The organism is Lactobacillus nasalidis, assembly GCF_016587775.1.
GTDB lineage: Bacteria > Bacillota > Bacilli > Lactobacillales > Lactobacillaceae > Lactobacillus > Lactobacillus nasalidis.
Genome location: NZ_BOCG01000507.1, coordinates 24,467 through 42,339, shown reverse-complemented (window position 1 = coordinate 42,339; position 17,873 = coordinate 24,467). Strand labels below are relative to the sequence as shown.

Here is a 17,873-nt window from a genome sequence, read left to right as displayed (position 1 = left end):
TTCAGCACTTGTTTAGGTAGCAATCCGGCCTCCGCTCGCGGAGGCTTTTTTTTTACTCAAGTTTCGTATAATAGTACAACAAAATACCCCCTCGAAACAAAAGAAAGCATGTTTCAAGGAGGTAGTAATTAAATAACAGTGTGTTTTTTATCCAAGGCTAGCAATGTAGTCCTTAGCATTCATGGCCGCGTGACGGCCAGAGTTGACATTGTGAGCACACGCTGACCCGCCCAAGGTGATAGTGTAGACGTTTCTGTACTGCATGGTTGAGTCCATCCCTGCCACGTACAAGCCAGGGATCGTGTTAAAGTCAGCATCAATGGCTTCAAACTTCCGGTTGGAGCCGATACCGCCAATGCCGATCAAGTTAGATGGATCCAATCTGGCAATGTAGTACGGTCCCTCTTCCATTGGAACTAAGCTGTCTGAGTCCTTGGCGAATTCTTCGTCTTTGCCTTGACGGGCAAACTTGTTGTAATCGTTGATCGTCTTGACCAAGACATCCTTAGGAAGACCGAAATGCTTTGCCAGGTCGTCAATGTTGTCTTCCTTGTACAAAGATTCGCCTTCGTTGGTCTTGACGGCTTCAGCCAAAATGCTGTCAGCGTCTGGAACGCCTGCGGTAATCTTGTCGTAGACATCTTGATTAAAGATTTCGTAGGCATTTTTGACTGACTGCATAGCCATTCTTTGGTAAAGCAGGTTATACTTCTTGGCGTTTTCGTTGACGAAGCGGCGGCCATCCTGGTCAACAAAAATCGTTGGGCCACCGGAAGGCAAGCTCATGAAGCCGTTGATTGGATCGATGTACAGGTGCACGCCTTCATGCGGCAAAGCCATGATATAGTTCATCATGAATTCTGGAGATTCTACCAGCATGTCCTTGGCTCCCGCAGCCATGGCCATCTTGTAGCCATCTCCAGTATTGGAAGGCATTGAGCAGTAGTGCAAGTTCTTGGTTGACCAGCCCTGTTTTTCAATCAGTTCAGCTGAGTGACCTACCCCACCGGTGCAGAGCAAGGTAGCCTTGGCATTGATCTTGACGATCTCGTCAGCCGACTTGGCGTAGACGCCCTTGACCGTGCCATCTTCCTTGATAATGCTGATTGCGCTAGTTGAGGTCATGAATTTAACGCCGAGTTCATCACAGCGCTTCTTCATGTATGGAACGTAGCCTTCTGAAGCAAAGCCGCCCTTCCACCAGTGGAAAGTCGGGAACATGCAGGTGCCATGGTAGTCGTCAACATGGGTCAATTGCACGCCTTGCTTCAAAAGCCATTCAATGTTGTCAGCGGAGTTGTTGACCAGATCAACCCAGAAGGCACCGTCAGCCCGGTATTGCCCCAGTTCCATTTCCTTGGCAATAATGTCTTCCTTTTCCGCGTGGATCCCTGCTTCTTGCTGCATCTTGGTGTTAATGCCGAAGATGCCTTCGACGCCGCCACCGTTACCGGCCACAAAGCCGTTCTTTTCAATGACCAAGGTTTCCAGGCCTTCTTCTCTGGCTTGGACAGCGCTGGCCAAACCGGCAATCCCGGCACCAACAATCAAGTACTCAGTGGAAATTTCTTTGTCAACATGGCTTGGTGCCTCACGCCATTCAGCGTAATCGTCGCTTTGGCTGACCGTGGCTTCTTCAGTGCTGATCTCAGCTGCCGGAGTAAATTTCTCTTGAGCATAGTCAGCTGGATCGCCTCCAGCTTCCTCGATGGCATCTGAAACAGCTGCAATCAGGCCATTCGTTGAAACAGTTGCCCCGGTAATCGCATCGATGTCCAGACATTGCTTGGCAACGATCTGGGCAGCCCCCTTGTCAAAAACAGCTTCTTCAAGAGCGCTCTTGTATTCTCTTTGCGGTTCTACCCGAGCGATCTTGCCCTCTTCAATTTCAACCGTCAATGGCATGGTTGCCCCTTCAAGTTCATGAGCAGTTACGTTGTATTTCCCATTCTTCAGTGAATCCATGATTTTCTCCTTAGAAACTCTGTTACCGTTTTCAAGATTACTATACCAAGTCTGCGCGCAAAAGGTATAATCATAATTGTGATTGGTAATCGGATTGACTTATCAGTAAGGAGAAAAAAATGTATCTGGAACACTTAACAACTTTTGTCAATCTAGCAGAAACACTCAACTTTTCAAAAACGGCGATCAACCTCAACATGTCTCAGTCTTCAGTTTCCCAGGCAATTGCCTCAATTGAAAAACAGCTGGGTGTCAGCCTGTTCTACCGCAGCCGCAAAGCAGTAAGTTTAACGCCAGCCGGGCGCGATTTTTATGATCGCATCAAACCCTGGCTGAACGAATATAACAAGTCCGTGCAGCATGTCCAGCAGGTGCAGGCACAGCAACAGATGAATCTTACAATCGGCTACAGCGGTACCCCCTACGAAAATACCGTAATCCCCCAGCTGGTTAGGGAATTCTGCAAGGAGCATCCCCAGATCAGTGTATTTTTGGAAAATTACGCTCACAAAGAACTGAAAGAACACTTGGCCCATGGCAACTGCGACTTGATTTTCACCATGCCGGATATCATTGACGGGAATGACAACTTCAAGTATTCCAGCCTGCTGGTTGGCTACTACTGTCTGATCATCCCCAAAGAATCAAAAGCTTTGCCTACGCCTGTCGACCTCAGTGCACTGGGACAAGGCAGACTGATCTTTTCGGATCACCGTTGGTGTCCGCCAACACAAGACCAGCTGCAAAAAGAAATCAGCAAGAGCAACCCATCCCTAAACCTGGCCTACGCCAACAATATTGCCACCGCGCATGCCATGGTTAAGGCCCATCTTGGCTGGGGAATCTGGGCAAATTTCGTATCCGATCCAAACGACGATGATCTTGTGAAACTGCCTCTGGCTACCAACATAATTCCTGATTACGGCGTTGCGATTCTAAAGCAAGGCAGTCCCCGTGCCGCCAAGCAGTTCGTCAGCTGGTTGGAGAAGACGGGATTACCGGGATAGAGATACGACAAAACAAAGGGGATTCAATCCGCGCTTGGACTGCATCCCTTTTATTCTGTTAATCTTCAATTAGCTTACTAGCCGCTTGTTCTTACAATAGCTCAAGCAAAATATTTCATATAAGTCTTTAGAATATCCTCGTCTAAAGTTCTATTGAGAAACTGCTTTTTAACTTCTTGGGCAACATTCTTGCGAACAATAGGTTTCGTAGCAAGTACTTTTAAATGCTAATTTCCCAGTTTTTTACAACTCAAACCACACGACTAACAATTTTTCTGCCAGCCGTATTTTTTATGCATGACTTTCCAGAAACGCAAAGATCTCAGCTTTGTTTCGGATACTTAGCTTTTAGTAATTCCTAGGCGGTCATCTTTTCTGAGGTCACGATCGCAAAATAGCCGCACAGCTGTAGCTCTCGTTCAATGACATCTTCCCGTTCCTCGTAGCCATAAAACTGTTTTTGTGGTAGGTGAGCTTGACGTAATGCTCATATTTCTTTGGAAGCTTGCATCCTCTGCCCTTTATCTTGTCCGTTTCGTCTTCCATCCGGTCCAGATCAGCTTCCAATCTGGCGCTTGCTTCTTGGCTTTAACGGTCATGCCATAAGTCTGGTAGGTCTTGATTGAGCAGACTCTCTTTGATTCGAATTCGCCCCGGTACTCCATGATTAAGCTGTGTACATAGGAGGCTCTGCCTTTAACCATCATCACGAAATCATAGTCGCACGAATCCATAAATTGCATATTGGCCTTACTAAAGTATCCGCAATCAAGGATAAAGCCAATCTTTTTATAGCCGTAGCCGCGAATCTTCTCCAGCATGTATTTCAACTGCAAAACATCAATGATACTGCCCGGATAGCTTTCGTAAAGCAGTGGTTCTCATTGGTCATATCGTAAGCAATTGAGTAGTTGATGAGTGGCGCGCCAACATCATTCTTGGGGTGACCGTATTCAGCCATCTCAATATCTCCAGCCTTGCAGTTCTTGTTGGTAGAGTCATAGGAAACGTAGATTTTCTCGTTCTTGCCGTGGGTGGCGTTCCAGCTGTTCAATAAGTCGACCCTGTCATTGTCATCGATCTCACGAATGAAGCGCGAGATTGTAGAGTCACTGTAGATCTTGTTCTGTGGCGTCATCAATGGATGGTTGTAGGCATAATCCGGGAAGTGCTGAGCCACGTTGCTTTCTGCGATAACTGAGTACGCGGCCAGGTCAAGGAGCAGTCCTTTCCCCGATCATCCCAGCGCTTCAAGTGTTCAGCGAGCTTGTAGTCTTCAATAATTCGTCTGACTACAGAGAAGGCACCAATTCGGATACAGCTGCTTCTGGATTCATTGACCGGTTCAGCCGCCGTTCCTTCGGTTGGGATCTCAACGTCCGAGAAAAAACTTTTCGAAGTTAGGGTTAGGAAACATCATTCCCGGATGATCTAGATCGGCTTTCCCGATGGTCGTTCTTCTGGCAACGTTGTATTTCTTCTTAGGAAGGTACTCTCTAGCATAAGTGCATTCGATGTAAGTAGTCTTCCCCCGTTTATTTCTGGAAATTTTACCAGTGTTTTTAGGAATATTAACCAAGCAGTTGTAGTACATAAAGCTCTTCTCCTCTGAGTATGATATCGTACTCAAGCCATAACACAGAAAAGCACATCAATGCAAGCAAAGATGTGCTAAAAATACAGTATTTTTGTGGGGGTTGGGTGCTTTCTCAGAATGCTTGAGTTTGATTGCCCTGGGAAGTTAGCAACTAAAGATATTAAAAAATGTATTATTTTTACAAATTTAGGACGTATCTGATTAGATGCAATGCAGTTAATTACACCAGAAAGTTAGCGATTTAATTACCTGCCCCTAAATCTTCAAGTAACCTATTCAATCTTGTTTGTATACTGGCAGCAATATCAACAGCTAAATCCCTCTTGATTTCTTCATCCGCATTATCGTTTTTGAAAAGAATTTGAATTGTAGGCAACAGATCTAAATGTGCTAAAAGCAACAACTTACATCTCAAAACAGAATCCTCAGTTTCCTGATCCCTGTAAGGGCCAACATAGGAACGTAAATCTACACCTACTCTGACCATATCACTACCGCTTCTTAACTCGACTTTAAGGCTTCCATGTTCCTTATACGTCACAACTAAACCCACCTCAGTAAGCCGATCACTTTCTAGCAAAAATGACAAAGTCGTCAACATCTTTATTACATCGCTGCCTTCTGTTGAAACAGTATTTAGAGACGCAACAGTCTTACCTTTAATCGAATCTAAGGAATTAAAAGATAGACTGGCATCTCCCAATGAATCAAAATCAATTTGAGATTCATCGTTGTAGATTCGGCTGATAATCCAAAAAAATAAGCGGTCGTCAAAAAAAGAGGCATCTCTTTTGGCTGGTATAACAAACCCTTTTTCTGATGAGCCATAGCCTAACAGAGCTCGAATAAAACGCAATCCTCCTGTAGCTTTATCTACAATAAAGCCAATCTGACCATTTTGATCAAATACAATAAGTTGATTGTGAATTCTATTTCCAGCTGTAGTAGAAATCGAATAATCAAATAAGTTATATCTAATCTCGCTACCTGATAAGTTTAAAGTCTGATCACTTGCCCTATTATCCAAGATAAAATCAGGATAACGTTCAGGATTTAGATCAAACTCCCTATTATTAAGACGTGTAATAATAGTCTCATAATTCAAAGTATTATCATTTAGGTACCAAAGTGTCGATTTTGTTGACATAAATTTTCTCTACTCCCAGTAAAAAATTATTTTATTTTCAATCTTAACTGACTTAAATTTAAAATTGCTACTACAATTCATCATCTTATAGCCCGCACCAGCAATCAGATTTTGCGGAGAAGCAAGAAAACCAAACTCTGCTTCATTGTTACCAATCTCACTTAACGGAATCACAATCCTATGTTTCTTTGAATCAACAAATTTATCAAATTTAGAATCATATCCGATTGTAATATCCTTGGGATAGTCGAAAATCAGTACGTGTTTAACTAATGTCTTTTCTTTAAAGCCTGCTAATTTAATATAAATTTTAAAATGAGCAACTTTTCCCTCAGATAATTTTACTTGGATTTCACTAAAATGGTTGTCCCAACGTCCTCCATTCTTAAAGCGAACCACAATAGTTGATCTTCTATGAATAATAAACGAAATTAAACTACAGATAGTCGCCCAAAAAGCAGAATCCATGTTAGAGTTTTCACGATGAAAGAGAAATCTAGATACTGGAATGAAACATAGAGCACCAACAAGTAGCGCCCAGATAGAAGATTCATACTTCTTAAAGTACTCCCTCAGCCATTTCATTGATTCCAAGCTTTCGTTAACTCACAGAGAACAATATCAACCCAATCATCACGATACGTGTCAAAGACCCCATTAGATCTAATGGTCATAACCCCATAATCATCGTTTCTAATAGAAATTGCATCAAGGTCAATGGAATGCTCTGATTCTAGATAATCCAATCGGAAATGAATGTCGTCTTCATCTAACAAACCATCCTCATAAGCCTTAAACAATTTAGTGATATGTTCTTTTGCCTCAATATCATCGTCATCATACAAAGTAATTCCAACCAAGTGATTATTCTTAGAATGTAAAAAAGACAATAATAAATTAATCATTGTATCAGAAGTGAGTAAAAATTGAGTTAATCCTTCTCCGTTCATTTGTTTTAAGAAAGAATAATATGAGTCTGCCATATCAAATGGCTTTGCAACAAATTTTCTAGCATTGTTTCTGAATAATTTAAAAGAAAGACGTCCCAATCTACTCACCTCCTAAGAATACACTTAATCAAGTGTATTATACCTTTTAGCATATCACTTTTTCAACAAAAAGTTACCAGTCTAGACAGGTACATGATGTGACCCCAAAAATCATGACAAATTAGTATTACGCCATTAAGGTTGTTAACACATGATTCCGATATTCAAGTAGAGGCATGTTTTGATTCTTACGTTGTTGTAGCAATTAATGTACTTGTGGATTTGCTTGTTCAAGATCATTTAAGTCCTTGTATTTATGCTCTTATCCGTAGAACATCTCACGATCAAGAATACCGAAGAAGCACTCCATCAAGCAATCATCTAGAGAATTACCGAGTCTGAACATACTCTGATCGATCCCTCTGTTAGCCAGAGTGGCTTAATATGCATAGCGCTGATATTGCCAGCCACGGTCTGAGTAGAAAATAAGCCCGTTAAAAGCTGGATTCTTCCCAAATGCATCATCATCTAAGGTCTGGGTACCTACCCTATCATGATCACTACTTCCAATGACAACTTCTCAAGCAACGAAAGAATAATTCTCAGCTTCAGTAATACCTGCCAAAGTCGAGGACTCGAACCTAACGTTATTAAAATCACAGCCACTTCTGAAGGACTCGATTTAGCAGAGGAACGCGACGGCTTTGACGCTAAAATTTCTGAACTTTTGAAGCAGCATGACCGAGTTGGAATTTTCTGTATCAACGATAATCTGGCAGCCTTCCTTTATCAAGAAGCACTGATGCTAGGATACAAGGTGCCTGAGCAGATTGCGATTGTCGGTTTTGACGGATCTGCCAAGTCAAAAGAACTCGGCATCACAACTATTCGGCAAGATATTGATACAATTTGCAATGTTTGTTGTAGCAACCTACTTGCAATGATTCATAAATCAAAGATTTATGATGCGTCACAAACTATTCCGGTAAGTTTGATTAAGTGCAAAACTACGTAATTACAAAAGGCACAGCCCATTAATGAGGACTGTGTCTTTTGTCTCTTTACTAGCTATTCATCAAGACTAGATCTAAAATTTGCTCTGCCTCTAAAACATTTTCCATTTTTTATCTAACTCTCTAAGATACTTGAACCGCTTTGGGAGTCTGCACAAAAATCCTCTCCAGCAACATTTTCCTCCTTAAATCCCTAGTTCGTAAGTTAATCAATATCTGAACTTCTTTGGCATGTTAGCTACCATAAATTCTGATAACGCTCATAAATCAGTCTTTGACAACTTGAATGACACTACTGGATGTTCTACTATAATATCTTATTCAATTGTCCGAATACAGTCTATATGACTTCTAAACAAGGGGGGCTATGGTTACCACATTATTGGGTGTTTACAAAGTATCTAATCATAAATCTACAGATATAGTCGATTCCAAAATCTAATCTCTCTATGGCAAAGAAAAACCTAGTTAGATTTTCTACGTGAAAAAATAAAACTAGGATTTTGGGTAAATTGTTATTATCAAGTTAAGTATTCCAAAGAAAAAGCCACCAGTCAACACAAGTTAATACTGGCAGCTGAAAAGGGATATAAATAAGAAAATGACTTCTACGTCAGTTCCTATGTTAATTATAGTATAAAGTATATAGTTTTTACAAATGTTTTTTCATCTTACTGAACTTACGCTTCATCTCCAGGCTTAGATGCAATTATCGTTGCATCCCCGTCTAAAGACCACTTGTTCACAGTAGATGGCAGGATCAAATGTTGTCCCTTTTGGAGTTCGTATTTTTGTTGATCAATTTCCAATGTACATTGACCGTCAATAACTGAAAGCAACCGATATTTGCCATCTGTATTTTCAAAATTGCCTAAGCCATTAACATCTAACTTAAACACTCCAAAATATTCGGCCATTACAAACTGAGTGACATGGACATCGCCAACGTCCCATTCTTTGTGGTTCAGAACTGGCATCTTAAATGGCACTTCTACAGTATCGATCGATTGCTGAATGTGTAACTCGCGCAAATGACCGGTCTTCTGGTCTACTCGGTCAAAATCATACATGCGATACGTCGTATCACTTGATTGTTGGGTTTCGAGAACCATGATTCCAGCACCTACCGCATGAACCATACCATGAGGAACGTAAACAAAATCTCCCGGTTTGACTGGCATTTTCCGAAGTAGCTTTTTCCATTGCTTGTTGTGAATCATATCAGCAAACTCATCCCGTGTTTTTGCATTATGACCGTAATACAACATGGCACCTGGCTTAGCCTTGATAACATACCAAGATTCAGTTTTTCCAAGTTCATGTTCATGCTCTTCAGCATATTCATTATCAGGATGAACTTGAACTGACAAATCTTGATTGGCGTCCAGAATTTTAGTTAATAACGGAAAAACATTTCCTTCTGCGTTTCCAAACAGTTCTCGATGCTGATCCCATAACTCATTTAGTTTCATACCCTTGTACGGTCCGTTAATAACTTCTGCCGGACCATGTGGGTGCGCTGAGATTGCCCAACATTCTCCAGTATGATCACTTGGAATATCATACCCAAACTCATCACGTAAACCAGTACCACCCCAAATCTTTTCATGAAATACTGGTTTTAAAAAAATAGGTTCTTTCATAATTCTTCCTCTCTAAAAATGTGCATCTATCATTTCGACAATAGCTTGTTTAATTTCTGTTGCGTTTTTGGCACTATCAATTATTTTTCTAAACTGTTGATTCGTCTGCAACCCTATCAAGAAATCAAAGAACTTTTGAACGTTCAAATAATCATCTCTAGAGATCGACAGCAAAAAAATATAATTGACTTCATTATGGTCGTCCCACTCGATTGGCTGACTTAGTCTGGTAAAAGAAACTATAGATTTTTGTGTTTCAAAACCAATTGCATGCGGAATTGCCATATGCCCACCAACTGCTGTTGAGTACATTTCTTCCCGCTTAAAAACTTTGGATCTGAAATCTTGCGTTACATCTTGATTCTTTTCTAAATTGTCAACCATCAAATTGATGATTTTATCTCTGGTCATATCTGCATTGTCGATCAAGTAGATATATCGTTCATCAAGTAGTTCCCCAATTACTTGATATGGGTTGGTGATGGATTGTAGGTATTCATAAAGCTGCTTGATATCATCGTGAAAATTGGCCAAATCAATCTGAATAATCGGCACATTGCTATCTGTGATCGGTACCGTTGATATTAAGAAGTCATTATTGGCAATTTTTCCATTTAGATAATCGTCATAACTGTAAATCCCAGTAATTGTCAAATAGGTATCAAATTGGTGCATCAGCCTTGACTTAAGTAAGGAAGCCATGGCTTTACCTTCACTGCAAACCAGCGCTGCTTTTCGTTTGATAATAGTCTTATTGGTACGTTCAACTGCCGCCCCAATATGCAAAGTCAAAAAGGAAAGCTCATCTTGATTTAAAGAAATATGCAGATCATTCTCCAAAACCGGTGCAGCTACCGCTGTAATCTCGTAAGAATAAGGGAAGGTCGAAAAAATAAGGTCAAGCATTGGATTCTTCCTTTTCCCGTTCACTCGATTTACTTTTAGCAGAAGCTGCAAATGATTTTGCAGATTCCTTTTTAAATCATCATCTCCACTTAAGTCGATTCCAAATTCTTCCTGAATTCTTTCTAGAAAGTCTTCTATAGACATTTCTATCAATTCTTTCCTAACGGAAGTGCTAGAATTCCTAAGAACACGAGGATAGTTCATCGCGAAGTGGTATTCTAGCACCTGTTGCTCGTATGCGTTAAATTTAACGTTGAAATCCGATTCAAGTTGCATTAGGAAGTTTTCAAAGACCACCTTATCAGTTGAACCCAAAACAAAGTTTTTAGATGGAACTTTGTCAAGCGATGCCCCTTTTTTTATCCTTGAGATACTTAAGGCCATGTGTATCAAAAAATTTTTTCGGTTGATATCAGCCAGTCTATAGCTATTTTTATCTAAAAAGCCGTTAATTTCTTGACTTAATTTCTGCAAATCGACATTGTCAAAAATTTCTTCTTCACTGTCAGATACGTCAACCACGTATTCAGCATCACGTCGGTTGATCATATTTCGTAAAATATAATCCCTTTTGCCTTCCTCACTACCTGCTATTTGCAAGTAATCATTATGTCGTTCAACTTTTAAGCCAAATTTGGCCAATCCATGCCTAATCGCATTAACATAGCTATTTAAAGTCGTGTCACTAATCAAAAGATCATCTAATAGCTCATCAATATTTACCTTGCTTTGTCTAAACAGCCAATGTTTTAGATCATTTAGGCGTTCATTGTAGGTCATGCCCGAAGGAGAATTCTTTTCTCCCTCCAAAACATCCTTCCGCAGATTATCCATTTCTTGTCTATCAGCATATTTGAAATAGAAGCCATGACCTCGGCGGTTTTGCACACTTATGTGATAAGATGCAATCTCATCGTTTATTTCTTTGATGTCGCTGCGAATAGTTCTACTAGTCACTCCTAAACGCTCAGCCAAATTATTAGCCGATATATATTGAGCTTCCGGCATTCTTAAAAGAATGCTTAATATTTCGCCTAATCTTTTGTAAGACAATTGCATGTTTTCAGGTTCTTTCCATTGCAAGTTTCATTAGTGATCTTAGCACAATAATGCCATTTTAGGAATCGCTATCAAGAAAGTTAATCTAATTTAACCAAGCTAATCATATCGTAAGGACCTACTTCATATTTACCAGTAATCTTTTCTTCCAAAGCGTTGACTAAAAGATAGCCAGCAGATTTTAACCCAGAAATGTCAATCACTTGTCCCGTTTCGTTTGCTAAACGGAGGACATAACCATGATCGATAGTATACGCAGGATACAATGCTGAAACTTCCAAGGATGGATCCAACTGCAGATCAAGATAGGAAGCAGACAGTGTCGCTTTAGGTAGATCTGACGAAAATTCAATGTCCCAAATTTTATTGTCCAACCGATTAACAAACAGATTATAATTCTGCATCTGATATGAAACGCTTGGGGCAAGCCAGTGATTGACAGCTTTGATAATCTTCCCTTCTCGTAAGTCTTCACCTGCAAAAAATGCTAATCCAAATTCAAATGAATTTTTACCAAGTTCTTGTGCCATAGGCGTTGGAGTCATTTGGTGACCAACAGATGTCGTATCACCTGAAGCTCTGCCAGGCCGCCAAAGTAGGTTGGCCTTTCCCAGCTGTCCGGTGGTTGCCATCAAAGTTACAAAGATAGACTTGTCGATCAATTCATAGTTCTTTTGCCCTTTGCCAAAGAAATATAGGCCGCACGCCTCATCGTGCAAACCAACGACACGATCGAATACATAAATGTTCACAGGCTTTTCAACAAATTCTTTTTGCCAGTCATTCTCAATCGGCACATTCTTGGTATAGCGAAAACCGCCTTGAATCTGGGCATGCGCTTGTGAACTGTTAATTCCTGTCTTCATTTCTAAGCGTAAACGATGAGACAATACTTGATTATCAACAATCAGCTTTCCTGAAAGGACTCTTTCACCGGCAGCAAAGGTCAAAATCAGCTGATATGATACTTCTATTTGCTTGGCTTTCGATCTTCTGTCTTGTAAGTCATATGGCAAAACCCATGACCCTGACAAAATCAAACGTTGATGACCATTTTTGCTCTCTTTAATCAATTTACCAGTCCATGGCAGAATCAGATCATGGTCCCCACGCAACGGGGAAACATCATAAGTATCACCGTCATTACCTTGGTCATGAATGCGGATAACATCTTTAAAATCTCGCTCAGGGGTTTTCAAGTTAAAGTTCGTTCCGTCAAATTCCAAGGTAACATCACAATTAGTAATCGTGCTATCATTCTTCTTTTCTAACTCAGCCAACTCTTTCTTGCTGTCTCTAAAATGCAGTACACAATAACTTAATCCTGGAAGATCAACTTTAACTTTAGCATAAATCTTATAGTATCCTGCTTCAGTTTTGAATTCATAGCCTTTTGATGTCAGTTGCATGATGTTAGGTCTAGAAGGTGTATATTCCGACTTGATAATAGTCGCTTCGTACTTACTGTCAAATTCTATTGATTTGCTCTGTGAAATAAATTCAATCGTCTTATATCCACTGAATGCAAATGGATCTGTATTAAAAAGCAAAACATCATGATCAGTTAAGTGCAATCGTTGGGCCAAGCGCTTCTTGATATAATTTTCTAGCCCATCCGCAATTTCGAAAGCCTGCTTAAATCGGTGGTCAATATCAACAGCAACATTGTCAGTCACACTGCCCCCCATAGTATCGTGTGGATGACAGTCTAAAGTGAGTTTCCATAGTTTGATCAGCAAGCCTTGTGACACGCGAATATTTGCCTTTTTGGCAAGTAGCATCAGCGGTTCTACCCGGCGTTGGATCGATTGCTCCAGCTGGAAATTTTTTCTCTTGTTTTTGGATCTCACTGCTCCGATTGTCCGGTGGACTCTGGAATATGCAGGATAACGCAGTTCACCAGCGTAAACGGGCAAAACTTTATCGTGGAGTTTACTCATAAACTCAGGATAAGTTGAAATTTCAACATGATGCTGACTGAGCTTATTTATATCATCTACTGTTTGTGAAATATTATGGACAATATTCATCTGGTCAATTCCAGATGGAATCAAGACTTCCGCATTATTGCCATTCTCAGCTTCAAACTTGATTCCCGGATCTAGTCTTTCCTCTACAAATTGTTGCAGATGCTTTTTAGACTCTAAAGCAATTTGTCCCGTATAGTACCCCAATGGAAAATTAGCAGCAAATACAGCACGATTCCCCAAAGACTTCCATTTAAAATAAGGTGATTGAACTTGGCGCTTAAAGTCTGTCCCACGCCAACAAAGGAAGTCTTTGATTCCTACTTGCCCCAAAAGCATCGGCATGTTGGCATTAAAGCCAAAAGTATCAGGAAGGTACCCCAGCATCATTGCTCTACCAAAGTTCATCCGTGCATCTAAAATACCGATAATCAAATTGTGGATAATTGATTCTGCATTAGGAACGAGGGCATCAGTCTGAGTATACCAAGGGCCTAAGAACAATTGTCCTCTCTCTGTTAGTTTCTTAATACGATCTCTGTTTTCGGGATGAAGCTCTAAGTATTCGTCAACGATCGACATCTGTCCATCAAGGGTGAAATTAGCCTCTGGATGAGCTTCCAGTTCATCGAGTACGTCAGTAAACAGCTGGTCACTTAATACTTGAGCATCCTGCGTCGTAAAGTACCATTCTCGATCCCAGTGTGTGTGATTTACTAAATATGCTTTAACCATTTTTGCATCTCCTGCCTTTAAGCAAACTCAATATAAACCGATACAAACTTTGCATGCTCCAGTTTTGGTAAAAATACCCGATTCTCTTCAACAGCCAGATTTTCTTTGCATTCGTCTCGCAAGTCAACTAGCTCTGCATGCTTCACTAATTGCTTGAAAAGCAAACTATCCTCAACGGCAGTAAACCCACCATTGTAGAGGCGAATCACCCAACCAGGCCGCTCATCTGCCTTCTTGATCGTACTTAGAATCAGCTTTCCACGCGTACTAAGCAAACTAGCACTTTGTGGCAAATCACGAGCTACCCGATTAAATGGAAACAACAATCTGCCATTTAAAAATTCTGCATATTCAAATATCTGAAGTGGCGTGTTGTAATTCTTAGCAGCTTGAGCTACTTCTGCAGAATCAAAGTCCCTTTCTGCCAAGTAAAGAGCAAAATCAAAAGAAAGCTCTTTATGGAGCTCAGCATCTGGAGTTTCAACAGTAGCATCCCCTGAAGCCCTGCCTGGGCGATAAAGTAGATCCGATTTCCCTAACATGCCATATGTTCTAAACAATGTTAGTCGCAATTTGGAATGGTTCTTCCCAATTGCTTCATATTCGCGAACTCCTTGAGGGAACAATGCCAATGTAAATAAATCATTGCCAACTGCCACAAATGACTGCATCGTATTGATCGAAATCGGCTTTTCTTGCCACTTGTTTTTTTCTAATTTCCAGTTTGCCAAGTCCTTGTCTTTTTCTACTGGACGCTTAATCGCGCCAAATTGAAGGTCTGCTACTGTAAACTTATTAACGATTTCTGAATCAAAGTCTATGCATAGACGGTGATCAGAAACCTCTCTATTATCAACATCCAGATGGAATCGAACTAATTTTTCGCCCTTGTAAAGTAAAATCTTCAATACAACTGGTAAGTCTGTATCAAGCTTTCCTTCTTTTCGTGCATTTAAATCTTTCGGTACCTTAAATTTGAAACTGATTGTTAATTGTTCAACGAGGTCTGACTTGAATGCATGCCAAGTAAAGGATTGATCAGTTGAATAGATCACATTATCGTCATGTGCCGGTGAGTAGTTGTAGGAATCACCTCCGTCACCGTTTTCTTCCAGAATCGCCTGTCGATGGTAAATCTGATTGGATTCTTTGTCAGTTATCTCCAAGCTGCCATCGAAGTTGAGTTCAATTTTGTAAAATTCATTTTCAACACTTCGATCCGTAGATTTTTGTATTTCATCACTCGTCGTGGCTTCATGGACATAAAACTGCTTATAACCCATTGGTGGTATGTTTTCTACTTTAATTGCCAGGTCTGCCTCGTAAACATGGTCTGGATGGTAGATTTCATCCCCAGGATTCAGTTGAATTGTTGCACCATTGATTTCAGCAGTTTCATCTTTAAGCGAAAGAACGGTAAATGGCACTTTATTGCCCAAAGGATCAATAATTTCGAACTTTTTAAAGGGAATAAACAACTTGCGACGGATAATTCCTGTTCGTGAAACCGTCAAAGTGTTAAAGACTGTCAAAGTCAGATCATGACCATCGTTTTTAACACGAACAGAGATTTCCCGTAACGTCAATTCAACTATACTAGTAGCAATGTCTTTTACTTCTTTATAACGATGAAGGATATCATTGTTAACACTGTCTGATACGCAGTTTGCCATAGAATCGTGTGCCGAATTTTCAAATATTTTTTCCCACATGCTTTCAATCTCAGCTTGGGGATACTCCAAACCAAATCTGGTTCCTAAACTGCAAAGCGGTTCAACCACATTCGTTAAGTAATTCTGCAAGAATGTGTTAAATTGTTTCAAGTCTGCGCGTGAAGAGTAATTACTTTTATGAACCCGCATGTCACGGCCACTGTCATGCTCACCATCAATTATTGAGAACCGCGTTTTTTCTTGATTTACAGCAGAAATATAGTCCTCAAGCGAACTGATTTTAAAGCAGTATTTTGTATGCAGCTCGTTTAGCTTCTCAATCAAGTCTGGCAAATTAAATCGGATTGGAGCCATATCTGAACCTTGTGGAAACAAAATCTGATTGGTTGTGGCTTCTTTTTCAACTTCCGGGAAGGAATTTTCTTGCATAATTTTATCCAGATTGTTTTCATCAATCAGTCCACCAATAAAATACCCGCAAGCCATCCTATAGACTTTGACCCGACTTCCGTCTTCTCCTTGCCAAATAAATTCTGATTTGGGTGCTTCTTGATTGGAAAAGCCGCGCCAAAGAACGGCATTTTCTAGACCAGCTTCGCGGTAGATTTGTGGCATACTCGACTCTTGACCAAATGAATCAGGTACGTAAGCCACTTTCTGATATCCTCCTAATTTTTCGCAAATTCGCATTCCATAAGTCAAATTGCGGATTATATTTTCGCCTGACGGAAGAAACTGATCTGTTTGGGTATACCATGGACCGATGATCAGCTTTTTTTGGCTAACCAGCTTCCTAACCCGTTCCTCATCTTGTGGCCGCCATTTTAGGTAATCTACAATCAACGAAGCTTGACCATCTAACACAAAACATGAAAATCTTGGGTCTTCTTCCAATCTAGTCAACACATCTTGAACATCCTTTAGCAAGTATACTTTTGCCCTAGATGAAGTAAAAAACCACTCCCGATCCCAGTGCGTATGTGGAACCATATGTACCGTTTTCATTTTTATCTCCCGTTTTGAAAAATAAAAGCTATGGTGTTAACTTCTTGGCAAATTAACAAACCATAGCCTAATAACAACTATTCAAAATTGATTTCAATATCGTCACTGTTAACTTCTGCTTCCTTAGGTTCCTTAAAGTTAGCAATCAGCGGAGCAACAACAGCAATGAAAACTGAACATGCAAGAATACCGCAAATATAGGCCGGGATATTTTGTGCAGTCAGAATGCCCGGGATACCACCCAAAGGCGGCATAATTGAATTAACCCCCATAGCAGCGCCAACAACTGAACCCAGAGCACCACCAATAACGTTTACAAAGAATAATTGTGGAGCCTTCATCAAAAATGGAATAGCACCTTCGGTGATACCAAACGCACCAGTGACTAAGTCGTTACGCCCCATTTCAAACAATTCAGCTGAAAATCTTTCTTTTGGCCAAATGAAAGTCATCAAAGCATAACCTAAAGGAATAGCACAAATTGCAATGTTGGTGTAAAGGCATGGCTTATAAATACCTTCCAACATAAAGAAGTTACCAACAGACCATGAAGCCTTGTTAACAGGGCCACCTAAGTCAACGCCAATCATACCGCCCATGACAGCTGCAAGAAGGATTGCGTTAGTCTTTTGGTTAACCATCGCTTTAACCCAACTTACTAAGCTTGTGTTGATCCAAGCTAACGGTGCATTGAGGATTAACCCGACAACGATAGCTACCGCACCAGTCGTCAACAGAGGCGTTACAATTAATTCAATTGCAGAGTTCCACTTTTCTGATACCTTGATCTTACGGCACCACCGAGCAACATAACCAGCTACAAAACCAGCAACCATGGCACCGATAAAGCCTAATTGGTTGTTAGTTGCCAATTGCCCACCAATAAAACCAGCACCTAAAGCAGGCTTGTCACCAATTGCGTAAGCAATATAACCACCAATAACCAAGTTGACCAAGCCGATCCCAATCCAACCAACTTGATTTACTTGATACAACCAGTGTAAGAAACCGGCAGTTTTTGCGTATTTTGATAGGTCGGTAACCCCAAAACACATCCCAATAATCTGTGGAACACCAACGACCAACGCGCCACCAATAATCGTTGGGATCATGTAGGATATGCCGCTCATTACATATCCTTCCCACTCTTTAAGCAGTTTTTTCATG

General features: G+C 40.6%; 14 protein-coding genes and 1 pseudogene. 2 read left to right on the top strand and 13 right to left on the bottom strand.

The window, feature by feature from the left end; genetic code table 11:
- Nucleotides 1–147: 147 nt before the first annotated feature.
- Complete coding sequence (locus lacNas_RS09950) at nt 148–1,965, bottom strand: FAD-dependent oxidoreductase (RefSeq protein ID WP_201331403.1); 1,818 nt, start codon at nt 1,963–1,965, stop codon at nt 148–150.
- A gap of 119 nt (nt 1,966–2,084) precedes the next feature.
- On the opposite strand from lacNas_RS09950, the gene lacNas_RS09945 reads away from it, so the two are divergent.
- Nucleotides 2,085–2,972 (top strand): LysR family transcriptional regulator, encoded by an 888-nt coding sequence (locus lacNas_RS09945; RefSeq protein ID WP_201331402.1) that lies wholly within the window; start codon nt 2,085–2,087, stop codon nt 2,970–2,972.
- Between the two features lie 521 nt (nt 2,973–3,493).
- Here lacNas_RS09945 and lacNas_RS14320 read toward each other — a convergent pair.
- The 7 genes and pseudogenes from lacNas_RS14320 to lacNas_RS09920 all read right to left on the bottom strand — a co-directional run.
- Nucleotides 3,494–3,793, bottom strand: coding sequence for a hypothetical protein (locus tag lacNas_RS14320; protein ID WP_244660713.1), 300 nt, complete (start codon nt 3,791–3,793; stop codon nt 3,494–3,496).
- A gap of 5 nt (nt 3,794–3,798) precedes the next feature.
- Complete coding sequence (locus lacNas_RS14315) at nt 3,799–4,110, bottom strand: hypothetical protein (protein WP_244660712.1); 312 nt, start codon at nt 4,108–4,110, stop codon at nt 3,799–3,801.
- Between the two features lie 234 nt (nt 4,111–4,344).
- Complete coding sequence (locus tag lacNas_RS14310; RefSeq protein ID WP_244660711.1) at nt 4,345–4,566, bottom strand: hypothetical protein; 222 nt, start codon at nt 4,564–4,566, stop codon at nt 4,345–4,347.
- 244 nt (nt 4,567–4,810) lie between these two features.
- Nucleotides 4,811–5,716 (bottom strand): hypothetical protein, encoded by a 906-nt coding sequence (locus lacNas_RS09935; RefSeq protein ID WP_201331401.1) that lies wholly within the window; start codon nt 5,714–5,716, stop codon nt 4,811–4,813.
- Between the two features lie 9 nt (nt 5,717–5,725).
- Nucleotides 5,726–6,301 (bottom strand): hypothetical protein, encoded by a 576-nt coding sequence (locus lacNas_RS09930; protein WP_201331400.1) that lies wholly within the window; start codon nt 6,299–6,301, stop codon nt 5,726–5,728.
- Nucleotides 6,298–6,765: a hypothetical protein gene (locus lacNas_RS09925; protein ID WP_201331399.1), complete on the bottom strand. Its 468-nt coding sequence runs from the start codon at nt 6,763–6,765 to the stop codon at nt 6,298–6,300. Before lacNas_RS09925 ends, lacNas_RS09930 begins: the two co-directional genes overlap by 4 nt.
- A gap of 127 nt (nt 6,766–6,892) precedes the next feature.
- Nucleotides 6,893–7,240, bottom strand: a pseudogene (locus lacNas_RS09920) (IS3 family transposase); the annotation flags it as partial.
- A gap of 18 nt (nt 7,241–7,258) precedes the next feature.
- On the opposite strand from lacNas_RS09920, the gene lacNas_RS09915 reads away from it, so the two are divergent.
- On the top strand, nt 7,259–7,720 hold the full coding sequence (locus lacNas_RS09915; RefSeq protein ID WP_201331398.1) for a substrate-binding domain-containing protein: 462 nt from the start codon (nt 7,259–7,261) through the stop codon (nt 7,718–7,720).
- 678 nt (nt 7,721–8,398) lie between these two features.
- Here the strand turns inward: lacNas_RS09915 and manA are convergent.
- From manA to lacNas_RS09890, 5 genes are all read right to left on the bottom strand, one after another.
- A complete protein-coding gene (gene manA, locus lacNas_RS09910) occupies nt 8,399–9,361 on the bottom strand; it encodes a mannose-6-phosphate isomerase, class I (RefSeq protein ID WP_201331397.1) in 963 nt (320 codons plus the stop codon).
- Between the two features lie 12 nt (nt 9,362–9,373).
- Entirely contained in the window at nt 9,374–11,350 is a 1,977-nt protein-coding gene (locus tag lacNas_RS09905; RefSeq protein ID WP_201331396.1) for a BglG family transcription antiterminator, read from the bottom strand.
- 56 nt (nt 11,351–11,406) lie between these two features.
- Nucleotides 11,407–14,028, bottom strand: a complete 2,622-nt coding sequence (locus lacNas_RS09900; RefSeq protein WP_201331395.1) for a glycoside hydrolase family 38 N-terminal domain-containing protein — start codon at nt 14,026–14,028, stop codon at nt 11,407–11,409.
- A 17-nt stretch (nt 14,029–14,045) separates the two neighbouring features.
- Nucleotides 14,046–16,706 carry a glycoside hydrolase family 38 N-terminal domain-containing protein gene (locus lacNas_RS09895; protein ID WP_201331394.1) on the bottom strand — a complete coding sequence of 887 codons (2,661 nt, stop codon included), beginning with the start codon at nt 16,704–16,706 and terminating at the stop codon, nt 14,046–14,048.
- A 77-nt stretch (nt 16,707–16,783) separates the two neighbouring features.
- The gene (locus lacNas_RS09890) at nt 16,784–17,872 is read right to left on the bottom strand and encodes a PTS fructose transporter subunit IIC (protein WP_201331393.1); all 1,089 of its coding nucleotides are present in this window, start codon (nt 17,870–17,872) and stop codon (nt 16,784–16,786) included.
- Nucleotide 17,873: the final 1 nt, after the last annotated feature.